This window comes from Streptomyces sp. NPDC001634, assembly GCF_040298185.1.
Taxonomy (GTDB): Bacteria; Actinomycetota; Actinomycetes; order Streptomycetales; family Streptomycetaceae; genus Streptomyces.
In genome coordinates, this window is the sequence record NZ_JBEOZU010000115.1 from 1 (window position 1) to 25488 (window position 25488).

At 69.7% G+C, this 25488-nt stretch carries 18 protein-coding genes and 2 pseudogenes; 9 read left to right on the plus strand and 11 right to left on the minus strand.

The window, feature by feature from the left end:
- Positions 1-1362, plus strand: a pseudogene (locus tag ABT186_RS42470) (TerD family protein); the annotation flags it as partial.
- Positions 1363-1464: 102 nt separating this feature from the next.
- Positions 1465-4604: pseudogene (locus ABT186_RS42475) on the plus strand (Tn3 family transposase).
- Positions 4605-4793: 189 nt separating this feature from the next.
- On the opposite strand, the gene ABT186_RS42480 reads toward ABT186_RS42475, so the two are convergent.
- Positions 4794-5375: a TetR/AcrR family transcriptional regulator gene (locus tag ABT186_RS42480; protein ID WP_351929699.1), complete on the minus strand. Its 582-nt coding sequence runs from the start codon at positions 5373-5375 to the stop codon at positions 4794-4796.
- A 93-nt stretch (positions 5376-5468) separates the two neighbouring features.
- Between ABT186_RS42480 and ABT186_RS42485 the strand changes: the two genes are divergently transcribed.
- Complete coding sequence (locus ABT186_RS42485; RefSeq protein WP_351929701.1) at positions 5469-6299, plus strand: oxidoreductase; 831 nt, start codon at positions 5469-5471, stop codon at positions 6297-6299.
- Positions 6300-6789: 490 nt separating this feature from the next.
- Here ABT186_RS42485 and ABT186_RS42490 read toward each other — a convergent pair whose 3' ends face one another.
- The 3 genes from ABT186_RS42490 to ABT186_RS42500 all read right to left on the minus strand — a co-directional run bounded on the left by ABT186_RS42490 (position 6790) and on the right by ABT186_RS42500 (position 10240).
- Positions 6790-8295 carry an MFS transporter gene (locus ABT186_RS42490; RefSeq protein ID WP_351929703.1) on the minus strand — a complete coding sequence of 502 codons (1506 nt, stop codon included), beginning with the start codon at positions 8293-8295 and terminating at the stop codon, positions 6790-6792.
- 320 nt (positions 8296-8615) lie between these two features.
- Entirely contained in the window at positions 8616-9464 is an 849-nt protein-coding gene (locus tag ABT186_RS42495) for an NAD(P)H-binding protein (protein ID WP_351929705.1), read from the minus strand.
- Positions 9465-9526: 62 nt separating this feature from the next.
- Positions 9527-10240, minus strand: a complete 714-nt coding sequence (locus tag ABT186_RS42500) for an SDR family NAD(P)-dependent oxidoreductase (protein ID WP_351929707.1) — start codon at positions 10238-10240, stop codon at positions 9527-9529.
- A gap of 112 nt (positions 10241-10352) precedes the next feature.
- Between ABT186_RS42500 and ABT186_RS42505 the strand changes: the two genes are divergently transcribed.
- Positions 10353-11225, plus strand: a complete 873-nt coding sequence (locus ABT186_RS42505) for a helix-turn-helix domain-containing protein (RefSeq protein WP_351929709.1) — start codon at positions 10353-10355, stop codon at positions 11223-11225.
- Between the two features lie 141 nt (positions 11226-11366).
- Here the strand turns inward: ABT186_RS42505 and ABT186_RS42510 are convergent, their stop codons facing one another.
- The gene (locus ABT186_RS42510; RefSeq protein ID WP_351929711.1) at positions 11367-12221 is read right to left on the minus strand and encodes a helix-turn-helix domain-containing protein; all 855 of its coding nucleotides are present in this window, start codon (positions 12219-12221) and stop codon (positions 11367-11369) included.
- A 745-nt stretch (positions 12222-12966) separates the two neighbouring features.
- On the opposite strand from ABT186_RS42510, the gene ABT186_RS42515 reads away from it, so the two are divergent.
- From ABT186_RS42515 to ABT186_RS42525, 3 genes are all read left to right on the plus strand, one after another.
- A complete protein-coding gene (locus ABT186_RS42515; protein WP_351929713.1) occupies positions 12967-13863 on the plus strand; it encodes a recombinase family protein in 897 nt (298 codons plus the stop codon).
- A gap of 351 nt (positions 13864-14214) precedes the next feature.
- Positions 14215-15216, plus strand: coding sequence for a TerC family protein (locus ABT186_RS42520; protein ID WP_502973496.1), 1002 nt, complete (start codon positions 14215-14217; stop codon positions 15214-15216).
- Positions 15217-15344: 128 nt separating this feature from the next.
- Entirely contained in the window at positions 15345-15647 is a 303-nt protein-coding gene (locus tag ABT186_RS42525) for a DUF1330 domain-containing protein (RefSeq protein WP_351227311.1), read from the plus strand.
- Here the strand turns inward: ABT186_RS42525 and ABT186_RS42530 are convergent.
- Positions 15640-16923 (minus strand): MFS transporter, encoded by a 1284-nt coding sequence (locus ABT186_RS42530; protein WP_351929717.1) that lies wholly within the window; start codon positions 16921-16923, stop codon positions 15640-15642. The two genes, ABT186_RS42525 and ABT186_RS42530, sit on opposite strands and share 8 nt — an antisense overlap.
- A 248-nt stretch (positions 16924-17171) precedes the next feature.
- On the opposite strand from ABT186_RS42530, the gene aroQ reads away from it, so the two are divergent.
- Positions 17172-17645 (plus strand): type II 3-dehydroquinate dehydratase, encoded by a 474-nt coding sequence (gene aroQ / locus ABT186_RS42535; protein WP_351227307.1) that lies wholly within the window; start codon positions 17172-17174, stop codon positions 17643-17645.
- A 128-nt stretch (positions 17646-17773) separates the two neighbouring features.
- Here aroQ and ABT186_RS42540 read toward each other — a convergent pair whose 3' ends face one another.
- The 5 genes from ABT186_RS42540 to ABT186_RS42560 form a co-directional block, all read right to left on the minus strand.
- Entirely contained in the window at positions 17774-18502 is a 729-nt protein-coding gene (locus ABT186_RS42540) for an amino acid ABC transporter ATP-binding protein (protein WP_351227383.1), read from the minus strand.
- A gap of 74 nt (positions 18503-18576) precedes the next feature.
- On the minus strand, positions 18577-19515 hold the full coding sequence (locus ABT186_RS42545; RefSeq protein ID WP_502973497.1) for an amino acid ABC transporter permease: 939 nt from the start codon (positions 19513-19515) through the stop codon (positions 18577-18579).
- The gene (locus ABT186_RS42550; protein ID WP_351227305.1) at positions 19512-20393 is read right to left on the minus strand and encodes an ABC transporter substrate-binding protein; all 882 of its coding nucleotides are present in this window, start codon (positions 20391-20393) and stop codon (positions 19512-19514) included. The genes ABT186_RS42545 and ABT186_RS42550 overlap by 4 nt, the downstream gene beginning before the upstream one ends.
- A 309-nt stretch (positions 20394-20702) precedes the next feature.
- Positions 20703-21359 carry an MBL fold metallo-hydrolase gene (locus ABT186_RS42555; RefSeq protein ID WP_351929719.1) on the minus strand — a complete coding sequence of 219 codons (657 nt, stop codon included), beginning with the start codon at positions 21357-21359 and terminating at the stop codon, positions 20703-20705.
- A 45-nt stretch (positions 21360-21404) separates the two neighbouring features.
- Entirely contained in the window at positions 21405-22094 is a 690-nt protein-coding gene (locus ABT186_RS42560) for a maleylpyruvate isomerase family mycothiol-dependent enzyme (RefSeq protein WP_351227301.1), read from the minus strand.
- A gap of 223 nt (positions 22095-22317) precedes the next feature.
- Here ABT186_RS42560 and uvrA point away from each other — a divergent pair, with 223 nt between their 5' ends.
- A complete protein-coding gene (uvrA, locus tag ABT186_RS42565) occupies positions 22318-25356 on the plus strand; it encodes an excinuclease ABC subunit UvrA (protein ID WP_351227299.1) in 3039 nt (1012 codons plus the stop codon).
- Positions 25357-25488: the final 132 nt, after the last annotated feature.

Consider the following 25488-nt stretch of genomic DNA (forward strand, 5'->3'; position numbering starts at 1 on the left):
CCCCAGGGCGTCTCCGGCTCCGTAGCGCCGCACCAGAGCCCGCCCGGCGTCCCGCCGCAGGGATCCCCGTACGACATCACCGGCACGCCCGACCCTGTTCCGCAGCCCGCCCCGGGCGGGCCGGTCAACTACAACCACCCCGGCCGGCAGAGCGCGGCGCCGCCGACGCCCCCGCCGACCGCACCCAAGGCCCCGCCCGGGCAGCCCGCGCAGCCCGTCGCGGGCGACGCGACCGGCTGGTCCATGGAAGAGCGGCTCTACAACCAGGTGTGGGGCATGTTCGAGGACCTGGCGCGCACGGCAGCCGCGTACCGCAGCGCCGTCGACTTCGCCGACTCGCGTATGGAGCAGGAGCTGGACAAGGTTCTGTCCGACCCGCGCAGCCGCGTCGGCGGGCAGGGCGACGCGGCACGCGATGCGGCCCAGGCCGAACACGCCCAACTGGTCAACCAGGCCAGGGCTGCGCTCGACCGTGACCTCACACAGCTCATCGCCGAGTCCGATGTCGTCGAGCCCGCGCTGCCCCCGGCGTTCGCGCGCTGGGACAACCCGGTCTGGCAGGGCTACCGGGTGCCGATGGAGATCCCCATGGCCGTGCGCCTGGGCGACCTCCAACTGCCCGAGAGCGAGAGCCTCCGCATCCCCATGCTGGTCAGACTGCCGCTGGAGCGCGGGCTGTGGATCGACAGCGGTCGCTCCGGATCCCTCGACCCGCTCGCGGACTCCGATGAGCTGCGCCGCCTCGCGATGGAGACGGCGGTGACGCATGCGGCACGGCTGCTCGCCGTCTACCCGCCCGGAGAGTTCGCGGTGCATGTGATTGACCCTGCGGGATCGGGCGCCACGGCCCTCGAACCCCTTGTGCAGTCCGGTGTGCTCGCCACACCGCCCGCCGCCGGTGCTGCGGGTGTCGCCGATGTGCTGACCCGGCTCACCCAGCGCGTCGACCTGGTGCAGATGGCGGTGCGCGGCGGCGCGTCCAACTCCCTGCCGCCCGGCCTCGACACGGCGGAACAGCTGCTGATCGTCAACGACTTCCCGCACGGCTTCGACGACCGGGCCGTGAACCAGTTGCGGTACCTCGCGGACGAGGGCCCGGCTGTCGGCGTCCATCTGATGATGGTCGCCGACCGGGAGGACGCTGCCGCCTACGGGCCGCTCCTGGACCCGCTCTGGCGTTCACTGCTGCGGCTCACCCCCGTGCCCGACGACCACCTTGCGGACCCCTGGGTCGGCCACGCCTGGACGTACGAGCCGCCGCGCGTCCCGCGGGGCAGCCAGGTGCTCCATCAGGTGCTCACCCAGGTCGCTGTGGCCCGCCGGTCCTGGGACGGCCTCGGGGATCAATCAGGACGTGGTTAGCGGTAAGGAACGATCTTGCTCGCTAGCACAGTGATCACCCGGCCCGCTCGACTTCGGCCGAAGATCGCATGAGGTGATCGGCCGGCGGATACCGTCCGCCGCGTGCCGATGGAGTTTCTGACGGATGAGCAGGCCGGGGCGTACGGACGGTTCGTTGAGGAGCCGACGCGCCCGGAGATGGAGAGGTTCTTCTACCTCGATGACGTGGACCGGCGGCTGATCGGGAAACGGCGGGGTGATCACAACCGTCTGGGCTTCGCGCTGCAGGTGTGCACGGTCCGGTACCTGGGGCTCTTCCTGGAGGACCCGCTGGACGTGCCGTGGTCGGTGGTCGCGTACGTGGCCGAGCACCTGGGCGTGGAGGACCCCTCGGTGGTGAAGCGGTACACCGAGCGGCAGATGACGGCCTACGAGCACGCCTGGGAGATCCGGGACGCCTACGGCTACCACCAGTTCGAGGACGCGGCGTGGGGCCGGCGGTTCCGCACCTTCCTACACGGGCGGGCCTGGACGCACGCCGAGGGCCGGTGGCACTGTTCAACCAGGCGGCGGGGTGGCTGCGGCGAAACCGGGTGCTGCTGCCCGGGGTGTCGGCGCTGGTGCGGCAGGTCGCGGAGGTCCGGACGGTCGCCGAGCGCCGGCTGTACGCCACGGTGGCCAACGCCACCCGGCGGGCGGACCCCTCGCTGCCCGCTGACCTGGTGGCGCTGCTGCAGGTGCCGGAGGGTCGGCGGATCTCGGAGCTGGAGCGGCTGCGCCGGCCGCCGACGCGCACCACCGGCACGAGCATGGCGAAGGCGCTGGAGCGGGTGGACGAGATCTCCGCCTTCCACCTGGGCCGGGTGAAGCTGGACAAGGTGCCGCCGAACCGGCTGGCGACGCTGGCCCGGGTCGGGCTGGGGTCGAAGGCGCCGATCCTGGAACGGGCCCGGGAGCCGCGGCGCACGGCGCTGCTGACCTCGGTGGTGCGGCACCTGGAGGCATCGGCGATCGACGACGCGCTGGACGTGTTCGCGCTGCTGATGCAGGTGAAGCTGCTGAACGTGGCAAAGCGGGCCACGGACAAGGAGTGGCTGGCCTCCCGTCCGCGGCTAGCGAAGGCGTCGCGCACGGTGCAGGCGGTGTACCGACTGTGGAGCGAGCAGCTGGACCTGGTCGCCGAGGCCGGCGCCGACCTGGACGCGGCGGCGCTCTTCCGGGCGCTGGAGACCGAGGTCGGGCCGCGCGCCGAGGTCGAGGCCGCGGTGCGGCTGCTGGATGAGCTGCTGCCGCCGGGCGACGACGAGTCCGAGGCGGAGATGCGCCGCCAGCTGGCCGGCCGCTACAGCACGGTGCGCCCGTTCCTGTCGCTGCTCGGAGAGTCGAGCGCGCTCGGGGCGGCTTCCGGCGGCAAGCGGGTGCTGGAGGCCGTGAAGCGCCTGCCCGCGCTGGCGAGGCGCAAGGTGAAGGCCAAGCCGCTGCTGCCCCGGGAGATCGACCAGAAGCTGGTGCCGCCGGCCTGGAAGAAGGCGGTGTTCTCCAACCCCGACCTGCCGGTGGGCGCGGTGGACCGGGACGCCTACGCGGTGTGCGTGCTGGAGCAGCTGCACAAGGCGCTCGGTCGCCGGGACGTGTTCGCCTCCCCGTCCAACCGCTGGGCCGACCCGCGGGCGCGGCTGCTGGACGGCGCGCAGTGGGAGGCGGTCCAGGCGGACGTCCTGCACGGGCTGAGCCTGGAGGAGCCGGTGGCCGAGCACCTGGCCGGACGGGTGCGGGCGCTGGACGCGGCCTGGCAGCTGATGGCCGAGCGGCTGGAGGAGGCCGGGCAGGACGCGAAGCTCTCCTTCGAGGTCCAGCCCGGCGGCCGGCTGAAGCTCAATGTGGACCGGCTCGGCGCGCTCGGCGAGCCGAAGTCGCTGCGCTGGCTGCGCCGGACCACCGCGGCGATGCTCCCGAAGATCGACCTGCCGGACCTGCTGTTCGAAGTCGACTCCTGGACCGGGTTCCTGGACGCCTTCGTGCACCTCGGGGACGGCCGTACCCGGATGGAGAACCTGAAGACCTCGCTGGTGGCGCTGCTGGTCGCCGAGGCGTGCAACATCGGGTACACCCCGGTGATCGACGCCGAGGAGGAGGCCCTGACCCGGGCCCGGTTGGTGCACGTCGACCAGTACTACCTGCGCGCGGACACGCTGGCCGCGGCGAACGCGGAGCTGATCCGGGCCCAGGGGCGGGTGTCGATCGTCGCGCACTGGGGAGAGGGGCTGCTGGCCTCGGTGCACGGGCTGCGGTTCGTGGTGCCGAAGCGGACGATCAGCGCGGGCGCGTCGCCGAAGTACTACCACTTCAAGCGCGGGATTACCTGGCTGAACGCGGTGAACGACCAGGTCGCGGGCATCGGGCAGATGGTGGTGCCGGGCACCCCGCGCGACTCGCTGTTCATCCTGGACACCCTGCTGAACCTGGACGGCGGGGCCCGGCCGGAGATGGTGGCGACCGACAACGCCTCGTACTCCGACATGGTGTTCGGGCTGTTCTCGATGCTCGGCTACAACTTCTCCCCGCGGTTCCGAGACCTTGCCGACCAGCGGTTCTGGCGCGCGGAGCTGCCCGGGGTGGCCACCGGCGGGTACGGGCCGCTGGAGCCGCTGGCCCGCAACAAGGTCAACCTGGGCAAGGTGGCCACGCACTGGCCGGACATGCTGCGGGTGGCCGGCTCCCTGGTGACCGGCCAGGTGCGCGCCTACGACTTGCTGCGGATGTTCGGCCGCGAAGGCCGCCCAACCCCGCTGGGCCAGGCGTTCATGGAGTACGGGCGAATCGCCAAGACCCTGCACCTGCTGCGGGTGGTCGACCCGGTGGACGACACCTACCGGCGCCAGATGAACCGTCAGCTCACCGTCCAGGAGTCCAGGCACAAGCTCGCCCGCGACATCTGCCACGGCAAGCGCGGGCAGATCATGCAGGCGTACCGCGACGGCCAGGAGGACCAGCTCGGCGCGCTCGGCCTGGTCCTCAACGCTGCGGTGCTGTGGACCACCCGCTACCTGGACGCCGCCGTCGAGCAGCTGCGGGCTCTGCCCGCCGACCAGCGCGAACACGACGTCCTGGACGAGGACGTCGCCCGCCTCTCCCCGCTCAAGCACGCCAACCTGAACGTCCTGGGCCGCTACAGCTTCCACGGCTCCGGCCCGGCCGGCGGCGCGCTGCGGCCCCTGCGCGACCCGGCGGAGGCCGAGAGCGAGGACGACGGGGAAGAGTGAGCACGGTTTCGGTGGTACGGCTGGCTTTGTACGCGAGAACGGGAGTCGTTTGTCGATGAGCTCGGGAGTAATGGCTTTGTTCATGAGTTGCGACAGCGGATGTACGCGACTTTGAACAGCATCATGAACCGGTCGTGTTCGATATTCACGAGAAGCGACAGCACCGCCTGATGCGGCACCGGGGTCTGCTCAGCGTCGGTTGCCTGCCAGCCGGGCTCCGGTGGTCAGCCCGGGGGTGACCAGGGCGAGCCAACGGGCCCGGGCCGCGGGCGGGTGGTCGGTGGGAGCGGTGGAGAACAGCAGGTAGATGTCACTAACGGTGACGTCGGGGTGGATGTCGCCGTCGGACTGGCCTGCCCGGATGAGTGCGGCGACGGCGTTGCTGCCGCGGTCCTCGTCGGCGTGGTCGCCCGGCTCCGCGCCCAGCGTCCGGGCGGCCGCCTTCACGGCGCGGTCGGTGACGGACTGCTCGATGACGCGGCCGAGGAAGGCGGTCAGCTCGTCCGCGGCCCGGGCTCCGGCGGCGACGCGGACGAGGACGGCTTCGGCGTCGTCGGCGACGCGGGCGACGCACTCGGCGACGACGGCGGCGACCAGGTCCGTCTTGGTGGGGAAGTGCCGGTACAGGGTGCCCACGGCCACGCCCGCAGCGGCTGCTATCTCGTCCATGCCGACCTCGGGGCCGTGCTGGGTGATCTGCTCACCGGCGGCGGTGAGGATCTTCCGTCGGTTGCGGACCGCGTCGGCGCGCGGCGCCCTGGCCTGGGTCACGGAACTCGCCTGCCCTTCCACTTGCATCAAGATGAACCAAGGTTCAGGATAGATGGTGAACTACAGTTCATCTTACCTGTGAGGACTACCGCCATGCCCGCCAAGACCGCCCTCGTCACCGGTGCCTCCTCCGGCATCGGCGAGGCCACCGCCCTCAAGCTCAACGAGCTCGGCTACACCGTCTACGGAGCCGCCCGCCGCACAGACCGCCTGGCCAAGCTCGCCGACCGCGGCATCCGCCCGCTGGCCATGGACGTCACCCACGACGCCTCCATGCAGACCGGCATCGACAAGATCATCGCGGAAAGCGGCCGGATCGACGTGCTCGTCAACAACGCCGGCTACGGCTCCTACGGCGCCCTCGAAGACGTGCCCCTGGACGAGGCCCGGTACCAGTTCGAAGTCAACGTCTTCGGCGCGATCCGCCTGACCCAGCTCGTCCTGCCCCACATGCGCACCCAGCACTCCGGCACCGTCGTCAACGTCACCTCCATCGGCGGCAAGATCCACACCCCGCTCGGCGGCTGGTACCACGGCACCAAGTTCGCCCTCGAAGCCCTCAGCGACTGCCTGCGCCTGGAGGCCAAACCCTTCGGCATCGACGTCGTCGTCATCGAACCCGGCGGCATCGCCACCGAATGGGGTGCCATCGCCGCCACCAAGCTCGAGAAGTCCTCCACCGACGGCGCCTACGCCACCCAAGCCGCCGCCGTCGCCTCCTCCCTGCGCTCCGAGGCCAACGCCAACCGCAACTCCCCGCCCTCCGTCATCGCCGACGCCATCGCCAAGGCCGTCACCGCCCGCCGCCCCAAGACCCGCTACGCCACCGGCTTCGGCGCCCGCCCCCTCATCGCCCTGCGCCGCCTCCTGCCCGACCGCGCCTTCGACACCGTCATCTCCCGCGCCATCGGCCTGCCACGCTGAACCATCCTCGACAGCCGAGGCCGGCAGGGTGCTGTCGAAACTCGCGAACCGTTCGACGGCCGTCGCGGCTCAAGTGCCTCCCATACTCGTCAACAAGTGCTGTCGCAACTCGTGAACAGAGCCAGGAGTAACCCCGATGGCGGCCAAGTCGATGTATTCCAGCGGCCCTGGCGGAGTGGCGCAGGGCCAGGGAGGACTGTTTCGGTTGGAACGGTCAGCTGCCCTTGCACTTGGAGCCGTTCACGTCAGCGAGTCCATAGGCCGACAGGGACATCGGGTGGTGCGGTGCGGAAACCCGACCCCGCTAACTCGCCGCCGTGGTGAGCGTCAACGCGCGGCTCGCGAGCCGTACCAGCTGCCCGACCACCGCCAGCCGGTTCACCTCTGGCAGCCCGGTCCGCACCTGCCCGTCCCGCACCGCCCGCACTACCTGCGCTGCACGCGGTCACCATGACATCGAGGTCGGGACAGGCAGCTCGCATCGTGGTGCTCACATGTGGACGACGTGTACAACGTCGGTGTCCTGCTGCGGGACACCGCGGCGGAAGAGTACGCAGGCGATCACCACACCGCCGGCGAACAGGCCCGCCGACCACCAGAAGGCGGTGGCGTAGCCCTCGATCGCCGCTCGGGACTGCACCAGCTTGTCGGAGGCGTGCCGACTTGCCAGGTAGTCCGTCGCGGCGCTTGCGGCGAGCGTGTTGAGCAGTGCTGTGCCGATCGAACCGCCCACCTGCTGCATGGCGTTGACCGCCGCGGAGGCCACTCCCGCCTCCTCGGCTCCCACGCCGGCCGTGGCCAGCTGCATGGCCGTCGGCATGACCAGACCGAGCCCGATGCCGATCGCGATGAGCTGCGGCAGCACCGCGCTGGTGTAGCTCGCGCCGATCCCGATCCCGGTCAGCCAGGCCATGCCTGCGGCTGCGACGGCGAAGCCCAGCGAGACGATGGCCTTGGGCCCTGTCCTTGGCAGCAGTCGCCCGGTGACGCACTGCGCGGTCACCATCAACGCGCCGACCATCGGCAGGAAGGCCACTCCGGTCTTCGTCGGACTGAAGCCCAGGTCGAGCTGCAGGTAGTAGGTGAGGAAGAGGAATACGCCGAAGGTGCCGGCGCCGGAGAACAGCACGGCGAGGAACGAGGCCCCGCGGTTACGGTCGAGCAGGATGCGCAGTGACAGCAATGGGTGTGCGGCCCGGGTCTGCCACCAGGCGAAGGCCGCCAGCAGCAGTCCGCCCGCGATGAGAAAGCCCCAGGTCAGCGGCGAGCCCCAGCCGCGGGTCTCGGCATTGGAGAAGCCGTAGACCAGCGACAACAGGCCGCCGGCGACCAGCACCGTGCCCGGCACGTCCAGCTTGGAGTGGGCGGCGTCGCGGCCGTTGGACAGCAGCAGCCAACCGCCCGCGAAGGCGACGACGGCCAGGGCAACGTTCACGTACAGCGTCCAGCGCCAGTCGAGCGTATCGGTGAGGATGCCGCCGAGCAGCAGCCCCACCGCACCACCGGCGCCGGCGATGGCGCCGTACACGCTGAACGCCCGGGCCCTTTCCCGTGCCTCAGGGAACGTCGTGTTGAGCAGGGACAGCGCGGCGGGCGCGAGCAGCGCGGCGAAGGCGCCCTGCAGCGCGCGTGCGGTCACCAGCATGCCGAAGCCGTTCGCCGCGCCGCCGAGCGCGGAGACGACGGCGAAGCCGACGACGCCTGTCAGGAAGGCGCTCTTGCGGCCGAAGAGGTCGGCGATCCGTCCGCCGAGCAGGAGCAGGGACGCGAACGCCAGCGCATACGCGGTGACGATCCACTGCCGACTGCCGTCGGAGAAGCCGAGGTCGGCTTGGGCCGAGGGGAGCGCGATGTTCACAATGGTCGCGTCCAGCATGATCATCAGCTGCGCCAGGGAAACGACCGCGAGGATCCACGAGCGCTTCGCGTGTGAGGCCGCAGTGGGCGAGGCCGCGGCACCCGTTCGGGCGTGTTCGGTGAGGGTCTTCTGGGACATGGGGATCCACTCCAGGGAAATCGTTCGAGTATGACGGGACAACGCCAGGGAGCCCCCCGGACGCGAACCCGCGGCTTCACCGCAAGCGGGTCGGATTCCCCGTGGTCAAGAACGCCGTTGGGATCTTCAGCCGGCCTTCGGCACCGCCTTCAAACGGATGCTTTTCTCGGAACCAGCTCGTCGCCGGTATCCGAGCATGCCGCGGCCGAGCCCGTGAAGAATCGACTGCTGGGGGTGGTTACATGCGCCCCTGTTGGACGGGTGGTCCCGGGCTGTGAGGCCCGGGACCACCGGAACTGCGATCAGGTGGACAGCGTCGTTCAGCGGAATTCGTGGGCGTGTGCCTCGCACCACTGGCGGAAGGTCCGCGGGGCGGTGCCGGTGAGGTTGGTGACGTCCTCGGTGACCGCTCCGGCGCGTCCGGCACGGAAGAGCTCGTTGAGGTTCTGCACTGCGCCGGCGAATTCGGCAGGGGTGCCCTGCTCGATGCTGCGCTGGGCGAACTGCTCGGGAGTGACCGGCACGAACTCGATCGGCCGTCCCAGAACGTCGGCGAGGATCTCCACCTGCTCGCGGGCGCTGAGCGCCTCCGGGCCGCCCAGGATGTAGCCGTGGCCGGCGTGGCCGTCCTGGGTGAGGACGGCGGCCGCGACGCGGGCGATGTCGAAGGTGTCGACGGGCACGGTCTTGCCCGGGTCGGAGGCGTCGTAGACGCGGCCTTCCTCGCGGATCGTGGGCAGCCACCACAGCGCGTTGGACATCAAGGTGTTGGCGCGCAGGTAGGTGACGTCGAGCCCGGAGTCGCGGAAGACCTGGTCGCGGGCGGCGATCCTGGCTCCGATCATGGGCAGCGGTTCCAGGACGGTGCCGATGGAGGACAGCACCACGATCTTGCGCACGCCGGTGGTGCGGGCCGCCTTGACCATGTTGTCGGCCTGCGTGGGCAGCGGGGCGAGCTGCATGAAGAAGACGCCGTCGACGCCAGCGGCGGCGGTGGTGAGGCTGTCGGCGTCGTCCAGGTCGCCGACGGCGATGTCGATGCCGGCCGGCAGGAGCTCGGCGCGGGAGGCGGAGCGGACCAACGCCCGCACCTCGTGGCCGGCGTCCAGCAGCTGGGTGAGAAGGGCGCCGCCGACATTGCCGGTTGCTCCGATGACGAGGTACTTCATGATGGATCCTTTCGGGATTGGTGAATTGCGGTTGGCTGTTGTGGAAAGAGAGAAGGTCCCGGTTACCAGGGCAGGTCGCCGTCGCGGTCGCGGAAGGTGCCGCTGACGCCGCCGGGTGCGGCCAGGGCGTAGGCGATGATCGCGTCGGTGCCGTCGTGGACCGAGTGGCCTTGACCGCTGGACAGGTCCGTGGCGGTCAAGCCGGGGTCGGCGGTATTGATCTGGATGTGCGGCAGCAGCCGGGCATAGCGGGCGGTGAGCATGTTGATCCCGGCCTTGGACGCCGCGTACAGCGGGGAGCCGAAACGCGACTCGATCCTGCTGTCGTCGTGGAACAGACCGAAGGAGCCCAGGCCACTGGAGACGTTGACGATGCGGGGGTTGCCGGAGCGCTCCAGCAGCGGCAGGAACGCATGGATCATGCGCACGTACCCGACGACGTTGGTCAGCAGCACCGTGGTGGCATCCTCCGCGGTGTAGTCCCTGGCCTCGGCGATCGGACCGGAGACGCCGGCGTTGTTGACCAGGACGTCCAGGCGGCCGTCGCTCTGCTCGACGAACTCTGCGGCGCGGTCGACCGACTCCTGCGAGGTCACATCCACCTCGAGGAACTGCGCACCGATCCGGTCGGCGGCGGTCTTCCCCAGGTCGGGATTGCGGGCGCCGACGTAGACGCGGTAGCCGGCCTCCACCAGACGCCGTGCCGTCTCCAGACCAATGCCCTTGTTGGCGCCCGTGACCAACGCGACCGGAGCACTTGCGGTTGATGTGTTCATCCCTTGGCTTCCCTTCTCTCGGGGACGACATCAACTCTGGCCCGCCGACGCGCGGGCATCGTGGCCCGAACTGGGCCACCCAGCGGCAGCAGCCGCGACCGACGATGTTTCGGTGAAGAACATCGACCACGCGGGTTCGCGTAGCCAAAGCCCGGATCTAGCGACGTTGCTGCGCTCCTGGCGCGAGCGTCTGCGGCCCGAAGACGTCCGCCTTCCGTTCCGGGGACAGGGTCGTCGGACGCCGGGGTTGCGCCGGGAGGAGGTGGGCTGGCTCGCCGGCATCTCACCGAACTACGTCCAGCGCCTGGAGCAGGGCCGCGCCCACCCCAGCGCCGGCATCCTGCGGGCGCTGGCCCGTGCCCTGCAGTTGTCCAAGGCCGAGTTCGAGCTGGCCTGTCGCCTGGCGGGCCATGCGGCGGAATTCGATGGCATGGTGCCCCAGCTGATCGGGCCCAGCGTGCAGCGGGTGCTCAGCCGCCTGCCGGATGTCCCGGTCGCGGTCTTCGACGCGGCCTGGACGCTGCTGGAACACAACGAGTTGTGGGCGGCACTGACCGGACGGGCATGGGGCCGGGCAGGCCGGTCGACGAACCTGATCTGGCGCGCGTTCCAGCATGACATCGGCGACATGGGTCCGGTGCGGCACGCGTTCCCCGCCGATCACAAGGCATCGCTGGTTGCCGACCTGCGCGATGTCGCCTCCCGCTACCCCCGCGACCGGCAACTGGCCGGCATGATCGGCGAGCTGCGCCGCACCAGCACCGAATTCGCCCGACTGTGGGAGGGGTCCGCCGTGGCCCACCACGGCAGCGAACGCAAGACCATCGACCACCCCCAGGTCGGCCCCATCGAACTCGACTGCGACGTGCTGTCCGTCCACGGCGCCGACCTGCGCATCATCGTCTTCACCGCCGCACCCGGCAGCGAAGCCGCAGGCAAACTACAACTGCTGGCCGTCATCGGCCTGCAGGAAATGACGGCATGAACGCACGGCCCTAGACACGTGCACCGATGACCATTCGTCGAACCGGGCGCACCTCTGGCCAGGGCTGGTCGGTGCCGATCGACGACGGCGACGCACGCGCTGTGAAGGGAAAATAGGGCAGGTGGAGGGCAGTTGCCAGCGCTAGGCCGCTGTTCCCGATGACGCCGTCTCTGGGATGTCCAGCGTGGTCAACTGCCGGATTTGGTCTGCGGCTTCGCTGCCGGGTGCGGCGGTGAAGACGATGATGCGCAGGTCGGCGCCGTGGACGGACAGCACGTCGCAGTCGAGTTCGATGGGGCCGACCTGGGGGTGGTCGATGGTCTTGCGTTCGCTGCCGTGGTGGGCCACGGCGGACCCCTCCCACAGTCGGGCGAATTCGGTGCTGGTGCGGCGCAGCTCGCCGATCATGCCGGCCAGTTGCCGGTCGCGGGGGTAGCGGGAGGCGACATCGCGCAGGTCGGCAACCAGCGATGCCTTGTGATCCGGCATGGTGGGGTGCCGTACCCGGCCCGGGTCGTCGTGGAAGGCACGCCAGACCAGGTTGGTCGAGCGGCCTGGACGGCTTCGTGTCTCGCCGTGGAGTGCCACCCACAAGTCGTTGTGTTCCAGCAGCGTCCAGGCCGCGTCGAAGACCGCAACCGGCACATCGGCCAGGCGGCTGAGCATCCGCTGCACGCTGGGCCCGATGAGCTGGGGCACCATGCCATCGAATTCGGCCGCATGACCTGCGACGCGACAGGCCAGCTCGAACTCGGCCTTGGACACCTGCAGAGCACGGGCCAGCGCCCGCAAGATGTCGGCGCTGGGGTGGGCGCGGCCCTGCTCCAGGCGTTGGACGTAGTCCGGTGAGATGCCGGCGAGCCAGCCCACCTCCTCCCGGCGCAACCCGGGTGTGCGGCGGCTGTCTGCTCCGAAGGGAAGGCCGACATCTTCGGGCCGCAAACGTGCGCGCCAGGAGCGCAACAACGTCGCCAGATCCGGCCCTTCACCTCGCATATCCGCATTTTGCCCGTAAACGGCTTGATTGTCTATGGAGGCCGCTCGCCTTCAAGAGCAGTCGCAGCGCATCGTGAGCGGAACGGCCCCAACGTACAACGGCTGCTCAGCCGCCTGGCCGACGTGCCGATCGCCCTCTTCAACGCGGCCTGGACCCCGCTGGAGTACAACGACCTGTGGGCGGCCCTGCACGGCGAGACGCCTCCCGCTACCCGGCCAACCGCCGGCTGGCCGCCATGATCAGCCGGCCAGGTCCTCCGTGGGAAACGCCCCGAGCATCCGCACCGAGCCCCACAGCACCGCGAAGCCGAGCCGCCTCCACTGCGGCCGCGTCCAAGCGGAAGAACTGCTCCAGCTCACCAGGGGTGGGCTCAGCCGCGAACCGGCCGTAGCGGGAGACTTGATCGTCAGAAAGGAAATCAACTGGCATGAACCGGAACGTGGGGCCGCTGAACAGCGCGGAAGGACCGCTTCACCGAACCGGAACCGCGAGCGCCCCGATGTCGCTACTGACCGTTCCGATCCTTCCCGGATGCCGGCCAGTCGAATGAATCGTGGGGGCGGAATCGGTCGATTCCGCCCCCGGTCGCCGATCCAATCGGCTCGGCCTGTCGACCTGCCAGAACCGGCCGCCGATCCAATCGAATCCGGTCCAGTGTTCCGCCTCCCCATTCCGCCCCCCGCTAGGGTGGTCTGCGGACACCGCCGGGCCCCGCCCGGCCCACCCGGGGAAGGTGAAGAGCGCATGGCCGACCGGCTCTACCTGCGGCACTCCACCGACAAGCAGACCGACGCCCGCCAGCGCCACGCCCTGGCCCCGCTGCTGGCCGCCGGCGCCCCCGTCTACGAGGACCCCGCCACCTCCACCCGGCAGCTCTCGCTCGACCGCGCCGGCTTCGCCCGGCTGCTGAACGAGGCCGCCGTCGGCGACACCATCCGCATCGCCGACGCCGCCCGGCTCTTCCGCTCGGTGGCGGACATCCTCGCCCTGCGGCCAGTGCTGATCCGCCGCGGCCTGCACCTGCGGGTCGAGTCCGGGCTGCTGTCCGGCATCGACCTCGCCTCCGACGACCCCGGCACCAAGATGATGGTGAACGTGCTCGCCGCCGTGCTGGAGTTCCAGCGCGACATGATCTCGGAGAACATCCGCGAAGGCGTCGCCGCCGCCGAAGCCTCCGGCAAGACGCTCGGCCGCCCCGCCGCGCTCGACCCGGACCAGGCGGCGAAGGTGGTCGAGGCGTTCGGAGAAGGCACCGCGGTCAAGGCCCTCGCCCGGCAGCACCAGGTCGACCCGAAGACGATCCGCCGCGTCCTGGACGCCGCCGGAGCCCGCGAACTGCCCGAGCAGCTCGACGTCCTCCCGGACCCGGCCGCCGAACAGCAGCCGGAGCCGGACCCGGTGATCACCCTCGATCTGCCCGGCCTGCTCGCCGACCACCTGCTCGCAGGCGGCGACGAGACCATCCGCACCGCGCTCGCCACCGGCCGGACCATCCGCCGCGGCCAGGGCCACTCCCTCCGGATCACCGCACCGCTCGAACTCCACCGCACCGCGCTGCAGCAGGCCGCCGCCCTCGCCACCGAATCCGCCGAGCGCAAGGCCCACCGGGTCTACGCCGCCCGCATCACGGCCGCGACCTGATCATCAGGGGCTTACCGCTAACCACGTCCTGATTGATCCCCGAAGCCGTGGGACCGCTGAACTCGGCTGCCTGCCTTCTCCGTCAAGGATGAGTAAAGCCTTACTGAGCAGGCGTTTTGAGTTTTCCTTTGCCGATTGCTTTACCTTTTCTTGGTTGTTCGGGTACTCTCTTCCGTAACGGAGGGGAGTACTCCCTGTCTGCTGCGGCGTACCCGTCAATACGGATCAGGCCAGATCCCGGGGCGTCGGCCCGCGGCACGAGGCGCATCACGCGCCATCGCCGCCGCGGGTGGAAGAGACCTCCGGTAGCGACGACGCTGACATGTGCCGTGACGTACTGCCGGAGGCGCAGTGGATGTTTCCATGACCCTGTGGGTCCTGACGATCGTGGGCCTCGCCGCCCTTGTCGCGGTCGACTTCTTCATCGGCCGCAAGCCGCACAACGTGTCGATCAAGGAGGCCGGCATCTGGACGATCGTCTGGATCGTCCTGGCCGGACTGTTCGGACTGGGCCTGCTCGTCTTCGGCGGCGGCCAACCGGCCGGAGAGTTCTTCGCCGGCTTCATCACCGAGAAGTCGCTGAGCGTCGACAACCTCTTCGTCTTCGTCCTGATCATGGCGAAGTTCGCGGTGCCGTCGCAGTACCAGCAGCGCGTGCTCCTCGTGGGTGTGCTCATAGCCCTGGTCCTGCGTGCCGTCTTCATCGCCGCGGGCGCCGCGATCCTCGCGTCCTTCTCCTGGGTCTTCTACCTCTTCGGCGCGTTCCTGATCTGGACGGCCTGGAAGCTGATCCAGGAGGCCAGGTCTGGCGAGGAGGACGAGGAGTACGAGGAGAACAAGCTGCTCAAGGCCGTCGAGCGCCGTTTCGGCGTGGCGGACCGCTACCACGGCACCAAGCTGTGGATCCAGCAGAACGGCAAGCGCGTCATGACGCCGATGCTGGTCGTGATGCTCGCGATCGGTACCACGGACGTGCTCTTCGCCCTCGACTCGATCCCCGCGATCTTCGGCCTGACCCAGGACCCGTACATCGTCTTCACGGCCAACGCGTTCGCGCTGATGGGTCTGAGGCAGCTGTACTTCCTCATCGGCGGCCTGCTCAAGAAGCTGGTCCACCTCTCGTACGGACTGTCGGTCATCCTCGGCTTCATCGGCGTCAAGCTGGTGCTGCACGCCCTCCACGAGTCCGGCGTCCACGTCCCCGAGATCTCCATCCCGGTCTCCCTCGGTGTGATCTGTGCCGTCCTGATCGTCACGACGATCACCAGCCTGATGGCATCCAGGAAGCAGACGCCGGACCGGGACGCGCACTCGCGGACCGAAGGCGCTCCGAAGGACAGCATCGAAGCCTGACCGCGTCGGACGTACGAAGAACCACCACCCCGAGCGGTGCGCGGCGCATTGCCGGACACCGCTCGCGGTGGTTGCTTGGGTCCTGAGCGTCCCCGTCCGGGGGGCGCCCCGGCCGGGGGGAAAAGTCCATGACATTCGTGCAGATCATCGACTTCGAGACCGAGCGCATCGACGAGATGCGCGCGCTCGTTCAAGAGGCCGACCAGCGGCTGGCAGGCCGCACCGGCGGTCCCACGCACCGTCTCGTCCTCAAGGACCGCAACACTCCGAACCGCTACCTCGTGGTCATCGAGTTCGAGTCCTACGAGGACGCCATGCGCAACAGCAGCGACCCCGAGACGAGCCGGATGGCGGACCAGTTGGCGGCGCTGTGCACCAGGCCGCCCTCCTTCACCGACTGCGACGTGCAGGAGATGACCGAGCTCAAATAGGGCCGGGCGCCGGAGCGGGTTCCGTCACCGTGACCGGCACCGGACGGGTCTCCGGCAGCAGTGCGAAACACCCGAGGCTGAGCAGGGCCACGGCCGTCAGATAGGCGCCGACACCCCAGGGCACCCGGCCCCCCTGCTCGGCCAGCGCGGTGGCCACGATCGGGGTGAGGGCGCCGCCGAGCACCCCGCCGAGGTTGTAGCCCACCGCCGCGCCCGTGCAGCGCACCCGGGGCTCGTACAGCTCCGGCAGATACGCAGCGATCACGGCGAACATCGTGACGAGGGCGAGCATCGCCCCCAGGAAGCCGAGGAGCATCAACGGGGGCTCGCCCGTCGACAGCAACGCGACCATGGGGAACATCCACAGGGCGGTGGCGGCACAGCCCGTCAGGCACAGCGGCCGCCGCCCGCAACGGTCACCCAGGACCGCCAGCAACGGGGTCAGGGCGCCCTGCACCACGACGGTGGCCATGACACATGCCAGCATGACCGTACGGCTCACGCCGAGCCGCTCCGTCGCATACGCCAGGGACCAGGTCGTCATGGTGTAGAAGACCGCGTACCCGACCGCGAGCGCGCCGGCCGTCAGCAGCACGAGCCGCCAGTGGCCGCGCACGACCTCGGCGAGCGGCACGCGCGCGTGGTCGTCGATTTCCAGGAAGAGCGGGCTCTCCGCGAGTGAACCGCGCAGCCACAGACCGGCCAGGGCGAGCACACCCGCCCCCCAGAACGGAATCCGCCATCCCCAGGAGGCGAACTGCGCGTCCGACAGCGTCGCCGACAGTCCCAGCATCACGCCGTTGGCCAGCAGGAAACCCAGCGACGGGCCGACCTGGGGAAAGCTGGACCACAGTGCGCGCCGCCCGTCCGGCGCATGCTCCGCGGTCAGCAGCACCGCACCGCCCCACTCCCCACCGAGCCCGAGCCCCTGCAGAAAACGCAGCACAAGAAGGAGCACGGGAGCGGCCATACCGATCGTGCCGAACGTCGGCACACAGCCGACCGCCACCGTCGCGGCTCCGGTCAGCATCAACGAGGCAACGAGGACCGGCCTTCGCCCGCGCCGGTCCCCGATGTGCCCGAACAGCACCGAGCCGAGCGGTCGCGCGATGAAGCCGATCCCGAAGGTTCCGAAGGCCGCCAGCGTGCCTGCCAATGGCGAGAACGTGGGAAAGAACAGCGGCCCCAAGACCAGGGCGGCAGCGGTCCCGTAGACGAAGAAGTCGTAGAACTCGATGGCCGTCCCGACGAGAGAGGCGGCCGCGAGCCGGAGCATGGAGGGGGCCCTTACGATGCGTACGTCGTGCATGTCGCGTCAACTACCCACGGTGACCTGGGGTTACGGGGGCGCGCGGGGGCTCGGTGCACTCGTGGGGCGGGCGGGCGTACGCCCGGGTGGGCGGGCGGGGCAGTAGGTCAGGGTGATGCGCCGTGCGGGTCGTCGGACGCCCGACGCATCGTGATAGACCGGGGCTGAACAGCGGTCCTCCATGGGCCGACAGACCCGAACGGACCGGAGGAACCGTGCCCCGCACCCTTGCCGACGCCCCGATCATGATCCTCAACGGCCCCAACCTGAACCTCCTCGGGCAGCGTCAGCCGGAGGTCTACGGCTCCGACACGCTCGCGGACGTCGAGGCCCTGTGTGCGAAGACGGCGGCCGCGTACGGGGGCACGGTGGACTTCCGCCAGTCCAATCACGAGGGCGAGCTGGTGGACTGGATCCACGAGGCGCGGCTGAACCACGCCGGAATCGTGATCAACCCCGCCGCGTACTCGCACACCTCTGTCGCGATCCTTGATGCGCTCCACACCTGTGACGGGCTGCCTGTGGTGGAGGTCCACATCTCCAACATTCACCAGCGCGAGCAGTTCCGGCACCACTCGTATGTCTCGCTGCGTGCCGACGGCGTCATCGCCGGGTGCGGGGTGCAGGGGTACGCGTTCGCGGTGGAGCGGGTAGCGGCGCTGGCCGGGGCGGCGCGGACGCAGGAGTGAGGGGCCCTCGCCGCGGTGAATCGGAGGAGTGAAGTCCCGTTGTCAGCGGCGGGTCACCCGAGGACAGCGAGCCACTGTCCCGAGGAGTGTGCGGCGAGACCGGACCCGCGCGTGACTAGGGCCGGGCCTCAGAGCCGTCCCGCCTCCACGATCCGACGCAGAAAGCGCTGCGTACGCTCCTGCTGCGGGTCGCCGAAGATCTGCTCGGCCGTGCCGCGCTCCAGGACAACCCCGCCGTCCAGGAAGCAGACCTGGTCCGCGACCTCGCGGGCGAAGCCCATCTCGTGGGTGGCCAGCACCATGGTCATGCCGTCGTCCTTGAGGTCCCGGACGACGGTGAGGACCTCGCCCACGAGCTCCGGGTCGAGGGCGGCGGTGATCTCGTCCAGGAGCAGCAGCCGGGGGCGTACGGCCAGCGCGCGCACGATCGCGACGCGTTGCTGCTGGCCGCCGCTCAGCCGGTCCGGGTACTCCTTGGCCCTGGCGCCGAGACCGAGGCGTTCAAGCAGTTCGCGGGCGTGCTCCTCGGCCGCCGCACGGTCCACTCCATGCACACGCCGAGGGGCGAGCGTGATGTTCTCCAGGACGGTCATGTGCGGGAAGAGGTTGTACGCCTGGAAGACCACGCCGATCCGGCGGCGCACGGTGTCCTGGTCGACACGTGGGTCGGTGATCTCCTCGCCGTCCAGCCAGATCGCGCCGTCGTCGATCTCCTCGAGCAGGTTCGCGCAGCGCAGCAGTGTCGACTTGCCGGAGCCGGAGGCGCCGATCAGCGCGGTCACCGTGTGCGGGGCGACCTCCAGATCGACATCCCGCAGGACGACCGAGCCGCCGAACGTCTTGCGGACGGACTCCATGCGCAGCACGGGCGAGCCGGAGGGGCCGGAGGATGCGGAGCCTTCGGAGGCGTCCGACTTGTGGAGGATGTCGCTCACAGGTTTCCTCCCTGCGCCCGCTGCCGGTCCATCCGGGCGGTCACCCAGTCCGTGAAGCGGGTCATCGGGATGGTCAGCGCCACGAAGACCAGCCCCGCGACGATGTACGGCGTGTAGTTGAGGCTGCGCCCCACGATGATGTCGGCGGCCCGCACCGCGTCCACCGCGCCGCCGATCGACACGAGCCCGGTGTCCTTCTGCAGGGAGACCAGGTCGTTCAGGAGCGGGGGCACCTGACGGCGTACGGCTTGGGGGAGCACCACATGGCGCAGCGCCTGCCGGTTGGTGAGACCGAGCGAGCGGGCCGCGGCGCGCTGCGAGGGATGGACGGACTCGATGCCGGCGCGGAACACCTCGGCGACGTATGCCGAGTAGGTCAGCGTGAGCGCCGTGCCGCCGAGCAGCACCGGGTCGACGGTCACGCCCTGCAGCCGCAGCGCGGGGACGCCCAGGACCACGATCATCAGATTGATGATGAGCGGGAGTCCGCGGAAGAAGTCCGTGTACGCGGCGGCCAGTACGCGCAACGGGAAGAACACCGGGCCGCGCAGGGTGCGGGCCACGGCTATCAGCATGCCGAGGATCAGGACCGCGACGCCGCACACCAGCAGCAGACGGACGTTGAGCCACAGTCCGTCGAGGACCTTCGGGAGCGCCTCGCGCGCGTACTGCGCGTTGAAGAACGTCTCCTCGGTGCGCGGCCAGCCGGGCGCGTTGACGACGATCAGAAAGAGGACCGCGCCGGTGACGAGGGTCGACAGCGCGGCGATGGCGGTGGCACGGCGGGCGCGGGCACGCTTGTAGCGCTCGCGCTCGATCCGCCGCTGGGAGGGGACGTACGCCGCGCCCCCGCCGGGCATGTCTCCCGCGCCGTCCGTGTCCCTCATGCCGCCCTCGCCGGAGTCCTGCCCCGACCCCTCCTTGGTGACCGTCACTTGAGCACCGGGGCGTCGACGGCATCGGAGAGCCACTGCTTCTCGAGCTTCGCCAGGGTGCCGTCCTTGCGCAGGGTGTCCACCGCGGAGGTCACGCACGAGGTCAGGGCGCTGCCCTTGTCGAGCACGAGACCGAACTGCTCGGGCGTACCGCCCTGGTTCTCGAACTGGCCGACGATCTTCGCGTCGGTCACCTCGGCCGCGGTGATGTAGAAGGCGGTCGGCAAGTCCACGACGATGGCGTCGACCTGACCGTTCTTCAGGGCGGACTTGGCCTGGTCGTTCTTGGCGAAGGCGGCCGGCTCCTGCTTCGGCTTCACCACGTCGGTGATGTAGTCGAGGCTGGTGGTGCCGACCTGGGCGCCCAGCTTGACGTCCTTCAGGTCCGCGATGCTCTTCGCCTTCGCGGCCTTGGAGCCCTTCAGGGCGATGACGGCCTGGCGGACGTCGTAGTAACCGGACGAAAAGTCCACGGCCTTCTTGCGCTCGGCGCTGATCGACACCTGGTTGATGTCGAAGTCGAAGGTCTTCTCACCCGGCGCGAAGGCCTTGTTGAAGGGGACGCTCTGCCACACGACGGCGCTGTTGTCGTAGCCGAGCTGCTTGGCCACGGCGTAGGCGACCGACGACTCGAAGCCCTTGCCGCTGGACGGCTTGTCGTCCTTGAACCAGGGCTCGTACGCGGGCTCGTCGGTCGCGATCGTCAGCTTGCCGGACGTCTTCGTGGCCAACTTGCCCTTCGCGCAGCTCTCGGCGCTTGCTCCAGATGCCTTGGCGGGGGCCTTCTCCGGCTGGGGGGCGCATCCCACGGCGAGGGCGAGCAGAGCGACGGTGGCGCCGGACGCGGCGCGGCGCAGGGCGCGTTGGGCGAGTTGCATGGCGGGAGAGTGACAGGGCGACCCATCGTTTGTCGAGGTCACGCGGGCAACTGTCCGCATACTGGGAACGAGTGTTGCATTCCTGTGAACGTCCGGGCGGAGAGTGCGCCGGGGCCGCCGGCCGAGGGCGGGGGTCGAGGGACCGGCGGCCCATACCGCGCAGGAGCCGTCATCCTGCGCGGGGCTGCTACCAGTTGACTGCGCAACCATGTGCGCCGGGAGCGCGCGCGGGGCATCAACGCGTGCGAACGGTTCACACGGGGCACGTGCGCTTGCTCTTCGAGCCGAGCGTGCTGATGGGCGTGGGGCTCACCACCCCCGGGCGTGCCACTCCGGAAGGTGCGGACGCTCGGCGCCCAGCGTGGTGTCGTTGCCGTGGCCGGGGTAGACCCAGGTCTCGTCCGGGAGCACGTCGAAGATCTTCGTCTCGACGTCGTGGATCAGGCTGGCGAAGGCCTTCGGGTCCTTGCGTGTGTTGCCGACGCCGCCCGGGAAGAGACAGTCGCCGGTGAACACGTGCGGGTGTCCGTGGGGGTCGTCGTAGACGAGGGTGATCGAGCCGGGCGTGTGGCCCACCAGGTGGCGCGCGGTGAGCTCCACGCGCCCCACCCGGATCGTGTCGCCGTCGTCGACCAGGACGTCGGTCGCCACCGGGATGCCCTCGGCGTCGTCGCGCCCCGCGTATGTACGCGCGCGCGTGGCCGATACGACCTCGGCGAGTGCCTGCCAGTGGTCGGCGTGCCGGTGGGTGGTGACGACGGACGCGATGCCGTCGTCGCCGATCATGCCGAGCAGCGTGCGTGCGTCGTTGGCCGCGTCGATCAGCAACTGCTCGTCGGTGGCCCGGCAGCGCAGCAGATAGGTGTTGTTGTCCATCGGGCCGACCGCGATCTTCGTGATCATCAGGTCCTGCAGCTCGTGCACATCGGCAGGGCCGCCGACCTTCACCACTCCGCTGTACGTCATGTCGGCAGCCTATAGCGCGCGACGCGACCGGGGACCCTCGGTGACCTATAGCGGAGGAAGCGTCGGCAGCGGTCCGCCCCCGACCCTCAGCGCGGATCCGTCGCGGCGTCCCGAGAGCCAGCCGAGCAGCTCGGGCGCGGGACCGCGCACGGCGAGCGGACCGCCCTCGGCGCCGCCGCCGGTCATCCAGACCCGGTCGTCGGTGGCGGCCAGCCCCGTCGAGGGCACGTCCTTGTGTCCGCCGAACCTCTCCGCCAGAAAGTCGATCTCCCGCACGACGAACTCCTCCGGCAGATCCTCCAGCTCGTACCCGATCCCGAGGTCGACATGGTGCAGCTCGACCTCGGCCCACCGCCGGAACGGCACCCGGGCCGCCGAGTCGGTGACCCCGTTGCGCAGTTCGACCGTGCGCGACCAGTCCGCGGGCGCGGCCCCGACTGCCTGGAAGCGGGCCGCGCTCTCGCGCAGGTCGGCGAGCTGGACGTCCAGGGGACGCGGGGCGTCCCGCTCGATGTCCTCGTCCCGGGCCGGTCCGGAGACGTACATGGGACGCCCCTCCAGGACGTTCACGAGTGCGTCGGCGTTGCGGGAGAGGTGGGCGAGGACATGGCCGCGGGTCCAGCCGGGCAGCCGTGACGACTCGGCCATGGAGGCGTTGTCCAGTTTGGCGGCTGCGGTGAGGAGTCGTTCGGTTGCGTCACGTACAGATGCCAGGTCGCGCGCGTGATCAATCATGAGGCCGACCCTAGCCCCGCCACTCCTTCGGGTGAAGGAGGCGGACCGGGCCCGCAAATCGAATGCACGTGCTATATGGTCGAGTGCGGCGTCGGGCATGCTGGATGGGCGGGGATTGTTATGAACCCTGGAATCCGACCGGCGTTGTCAGTGGCTCCCCCTAGTCTGAGAAAGCACGGGGGCCCCGCCCCTGTCGCTTCTCTCAAGAAAGGTGCGGACCGGCGTGGCCGACCGTCTCATCGTCCGTGGCGCGCGCGAGCACAACCTGAAGAATGTCTCGCTCGACCTGCCACGCGACTCGCTCATCGTCTTCACGGGCCTGTCGGGGTCGGGCAAGTCCTCGCTGGCCTTCGACACGATCTTCGCCGAGGGGCAGCGTCGTTACGTGGAGTCGCTGTCCTCGTACGCCCGGCAGTTCCTCGGCCAGATGGACAAGCCGGACGTCGACTTCATCGAGGGCCTCTCGCCGGCGGTCTCCATCGACCAGAAGTCGACCTCGCGCAACCCGCGCTCGACGGTCGGCACGATCACCGAGGTCTACGACTACCTGCGTCTGCTCTTCGCGCGCATCGGCAAGCCCCACTGCCCCGAGTGCGGCCGCCCGATCACGCGCCAGTCGCCGCAGGCCATCGTCGACAAGGTCCTGGAGCTGCCGGAGGGGAGCCGCTTCCAGGTGCTGTCGCCGTTGGTACGTGAACGCAAGGGGGAGTTCGTCGACCTCTTCGCCGATCTTCAGACCAAGGGTTACAGCCGCGCCCGTGTGGACGGCGGGACGATCCAGCTCTCCAACCCGCCCACCCTGAAGAAGCAGGAGAAGCACACCATTGAGGTGGTCGTCGACCGCCTCACGGTGAAGGACTCCGCCAAGCGCCGCCTCACCGACTCCGTCGAGACCGCGCTCGGCCTGTCCGGCGGCATGGTCGTGCTCGACTTCGTCGACCTCCCCGAGGACGACCCCGAGCGCGAGCGCATGTACTCGGAGCACCTGTACTGCCCGTACGACGACCTGTCCTTCGAGGAGCTGGAGCCCCGCTCCTTCTCCTTCAACTCGCCCTTCGGCGCCTGCCCTGAGTGCACCGGCATCGGTACGCGCATGGAGGTCGACCCCGAGCTGATCGTCCCGGACGAGGACAAGACCCTCGACGAGGGCGCCATCCACCCCTGGTCGCACGGGCACACCAAGGACTACTTCGGCCGGCTCATCGGCGCCCTCGCGGACGCGCTGGGGTTCCGGACCGACATCCCCTTCGCGGGCCTGCCGCAGCGTGCCAAGAAGGCGCTGCTCTACGGCCACAAGACGCAGATCGAGGTCCGCTACCGCAACCGGTACGGGCGCGAGCGCGTGTACACGACGCCCTTCGAAGGCGCCGTCCCGTTCGTGAAGCGCCGGCACAGCGAGGCCGAGAGCGACGCCAGCCGCGAGCGCTTCGAGGGCTATATGCGCGAGGTGCCGTGCCCCAGCTGTGAGGGCACCCGCCTCAAGCCGATCGTCCTCGCGGTCACGATCATGGACAAGTCGATCGCCGAGGTCTCCGCGATGTCGATCAGCGACTGCGCGGACTTCCTGCGCGAGCTGAAGCTGGACGCCCGCGACAAGAAGATCGCCGAGCGGGTCCTGAAGGAGGTCAACGAACGGCTGCGGTTCCTCGTCGACGTCGGCCTGGACTACCTGTCGCTGAACCGTGCGGCCGGCACGCTCTCCGGCGGCGAGGCCCAGCGCATCCGGCTGGCCACACAGATCGGCTCCGGCCTCGTCGGTGTCCTGTACGTCCTCGACGAGCCGTCCATCGGCCTGCACCAGCGTGACAACCACCGGCTGATCGAGACCCTGGTCCGGCTGCGCGACATGGGCAACACGCTCATCGTCGTCGAGCACGACGAGGACACCATCAAGGTCGCCGACTGGGTCGTCGACATCGGCCCCGGAGCGGGCGAGCACGGTGGCAAGGTCGTGCACAGCGGCTCCCTGAAGGAACTGCTCGCCAACGACGAGTCGGAGACCGGCAAGTACCTCTCGGGCAAGAAGGCGATCCCACTGCCCGACATCCGGCGCCCGCACGACCCGTCCCGCCGGCTCACGGTGCACGGCGCCCGCGAGAACAACCTGCAGGACATCGATGTGTCGTTCCCGCTGGGCGTGTTCACGGCCGTCACGGGCGTGTCCGGCTCCGGAAAGTCGACGCTGGTCAACGACATCCTGTACACGCACCTGGCCCGCGAGCTGAACGGCGCGCGGAGCGTGCCCGGCCGGCACACGCGCGTGGACGGCGACGACCTCGTCGACAAGGTCGTGCATGTCGACCAGTCGCCCATCGGCCGTACCCCGCGGTCGAACCCGGCGACGTACACCGGTGTCTTCGACCACATCCGCAAGCTGTTCGCCGAGACGACCGAGGCGAAGGTCCGCGGATACCAGCCCGGCCGCTTCTCCTTCAACGTCAAGGGCGGCCGTTGCGAGAACTGCGCGGGCGACGGCACGATCAAGATCGAGATGAACTTCCTCCCGGACGTCTACGTCCCGTGCGAGGTCTGCCACGGCGCCCGCTACAACCGGGAGACCCTGGAGGTCCACTACAAGGGCAAGTCCATCGCCGAGGTCCTGAACATGCCGATCGAGGAGGCACTCGGCTTCTTCGAGGCCGTGCCCGCGATCGCGCGCCACCTCAGGACGCTGCATGACGTCGGTCTCGGCTACGTCCGTCTCGGCCAGTCCGCGACCACCCTGTCCGGTGGTGAGGCCCAGCGCGTGAAGCTCGCCAGCGAGCTGCAGAAGCGGTCCACCGGACGCACGGTCTACGTACTGGACGAGCCGACCACCGGTCTGCACTTCGAGGACATCAGCAAGCTGCTCAAGGTGCTCGGCGGACTGGTCGACAAGGGCAACACGGTCATCGTCATCGAGCACAACCTCGACGTCATCAAGACCGCCGACTGGCTCGTGGACATGGGTCCCGAGGGCGGTGCGGGCGGCGGTCTCGTGATCGCCGAGGGCACGCCGGAGGAGGTCGCCGGGGTCCCGGCCAGCCACACCGGCAAGTTCCTTCGTGAGGTCCTCGGCGCCGACCGCATCAGTGACGCGGCCTCGGTGAAGGCCCCCCGCAAGGCGGCGGCCAAGAAGGCGGTCGCGGCCACGTCGGCGACGAAGAAGACGGCGACGGCGAGGACGGTGAAGTCCGCCAACAACACGGCGACCACGAAGGCGGCCGGCGCCGCGAAGAAGGCGGCACCCGCGAAGAAGACGACGCGGGCGCGCAAGGCCTGACCCACGGCGTACAGGAGGACTCGGCGCCCCCCCGGGGGTGCCCCGGGGGGGCCGCGCCGGGGGGGGGGTGGACGGGGGGCGGAGCCCGGTCGCCCCCAGGGCGGCCAGGGGTGCGCGGGGGCCCCGGTCGCG

Excerpts from the sequence above, each read along its gene's own strand:
- ABT186_RS42495 (WP_351929705.1), bottom strand. The coding sequence starts at position 9,464 with ATGAAGTACCTCGTCATCGGAGCAACCGGCAATGTCGGCGGCGCCCTT.
- ABT186_RS42540 (WP_351227383.1), bottom strand. The coding sequence starts at position 18,502 with ATGGAGTCCGTCCGCAAGACGTTCGGCGGCTCGGTCGTCCTGCGGGAT.
- ABT186_RS42485 (WP_351929701.1), top strand. The coding sequence starts at position 5,469 with ATGCCCGCCAAGACCGCCCTCGTCACCGGTGCCTCCTCCGGCATCGGC.
- ABT186_RS42515 (WP_351929713.1), top strand. The coding sequence starts at position 12,967 with ATGGCCGACCGGCTCTACCTGCGGCACTCCACCGACAAGCAGACCGAC.
- ABT186_RS42550 (WP_351227305.1), bottom strand. The coding sequence starts at position 20,393 with ATGCAACTCGCCCAACGCGCCCTGCGCCGCGCCGCGTCCGGCGCCACC.
- ABT186_RS42555 (WP_351929719.1), bottom strand. The coding sequence starts at position 21,359 with ATGACGTACAGCGGAGTGGTGAAGGTCGGCGGCCCTGCCGATGTGCAC.
- ABT186_RS42525 (WP_351227311.1), top strand. The coding sequence starts at position 15,345 with ATGACATTCGTGCAGATCATCGACTTCGAGACCGAGCGCATCGACGAG.
- ABT186_RS42560 (WP_351227301.1), bottom strand. The coding sequence starts at position 22,094 with ATGATTGATCACGCGCGCGACCTGGCATCTGTACGTGACGCAACCGAA.
- ABT186_RS42530 (WP_351929717.1), bottom strand. The coding sequence starts at position 16,923 with ATGCTCCGGCTCGCGGCCGCCTCTCTCGTCGGGACGGCCATCGAGTTC.
- ABT186_RS42500 (WP_351929707.1), bottom strand. The coding sequence starts at position 10,240 with ATGAACACATCAACCGCAAGTGCTCCGGTCGCGTTGGTCACGGGCGCC.
- ABT186_RS42490 (WP_351929703.1), bottom strand. The coding sequence starts at position 8,295 with ATGTCCCAGAAGACCCTCACCGAACACGCCCGAACGGGTGCCGCGGCC.
- ABT186_RS42510 (WP_351929711.1), bottom strand. The coding sequence starts at position 12,221 with ATGCGAGGTGAAGGGCCGGATCTGGCGACGTTGTTGCGCTCCTGGCGC.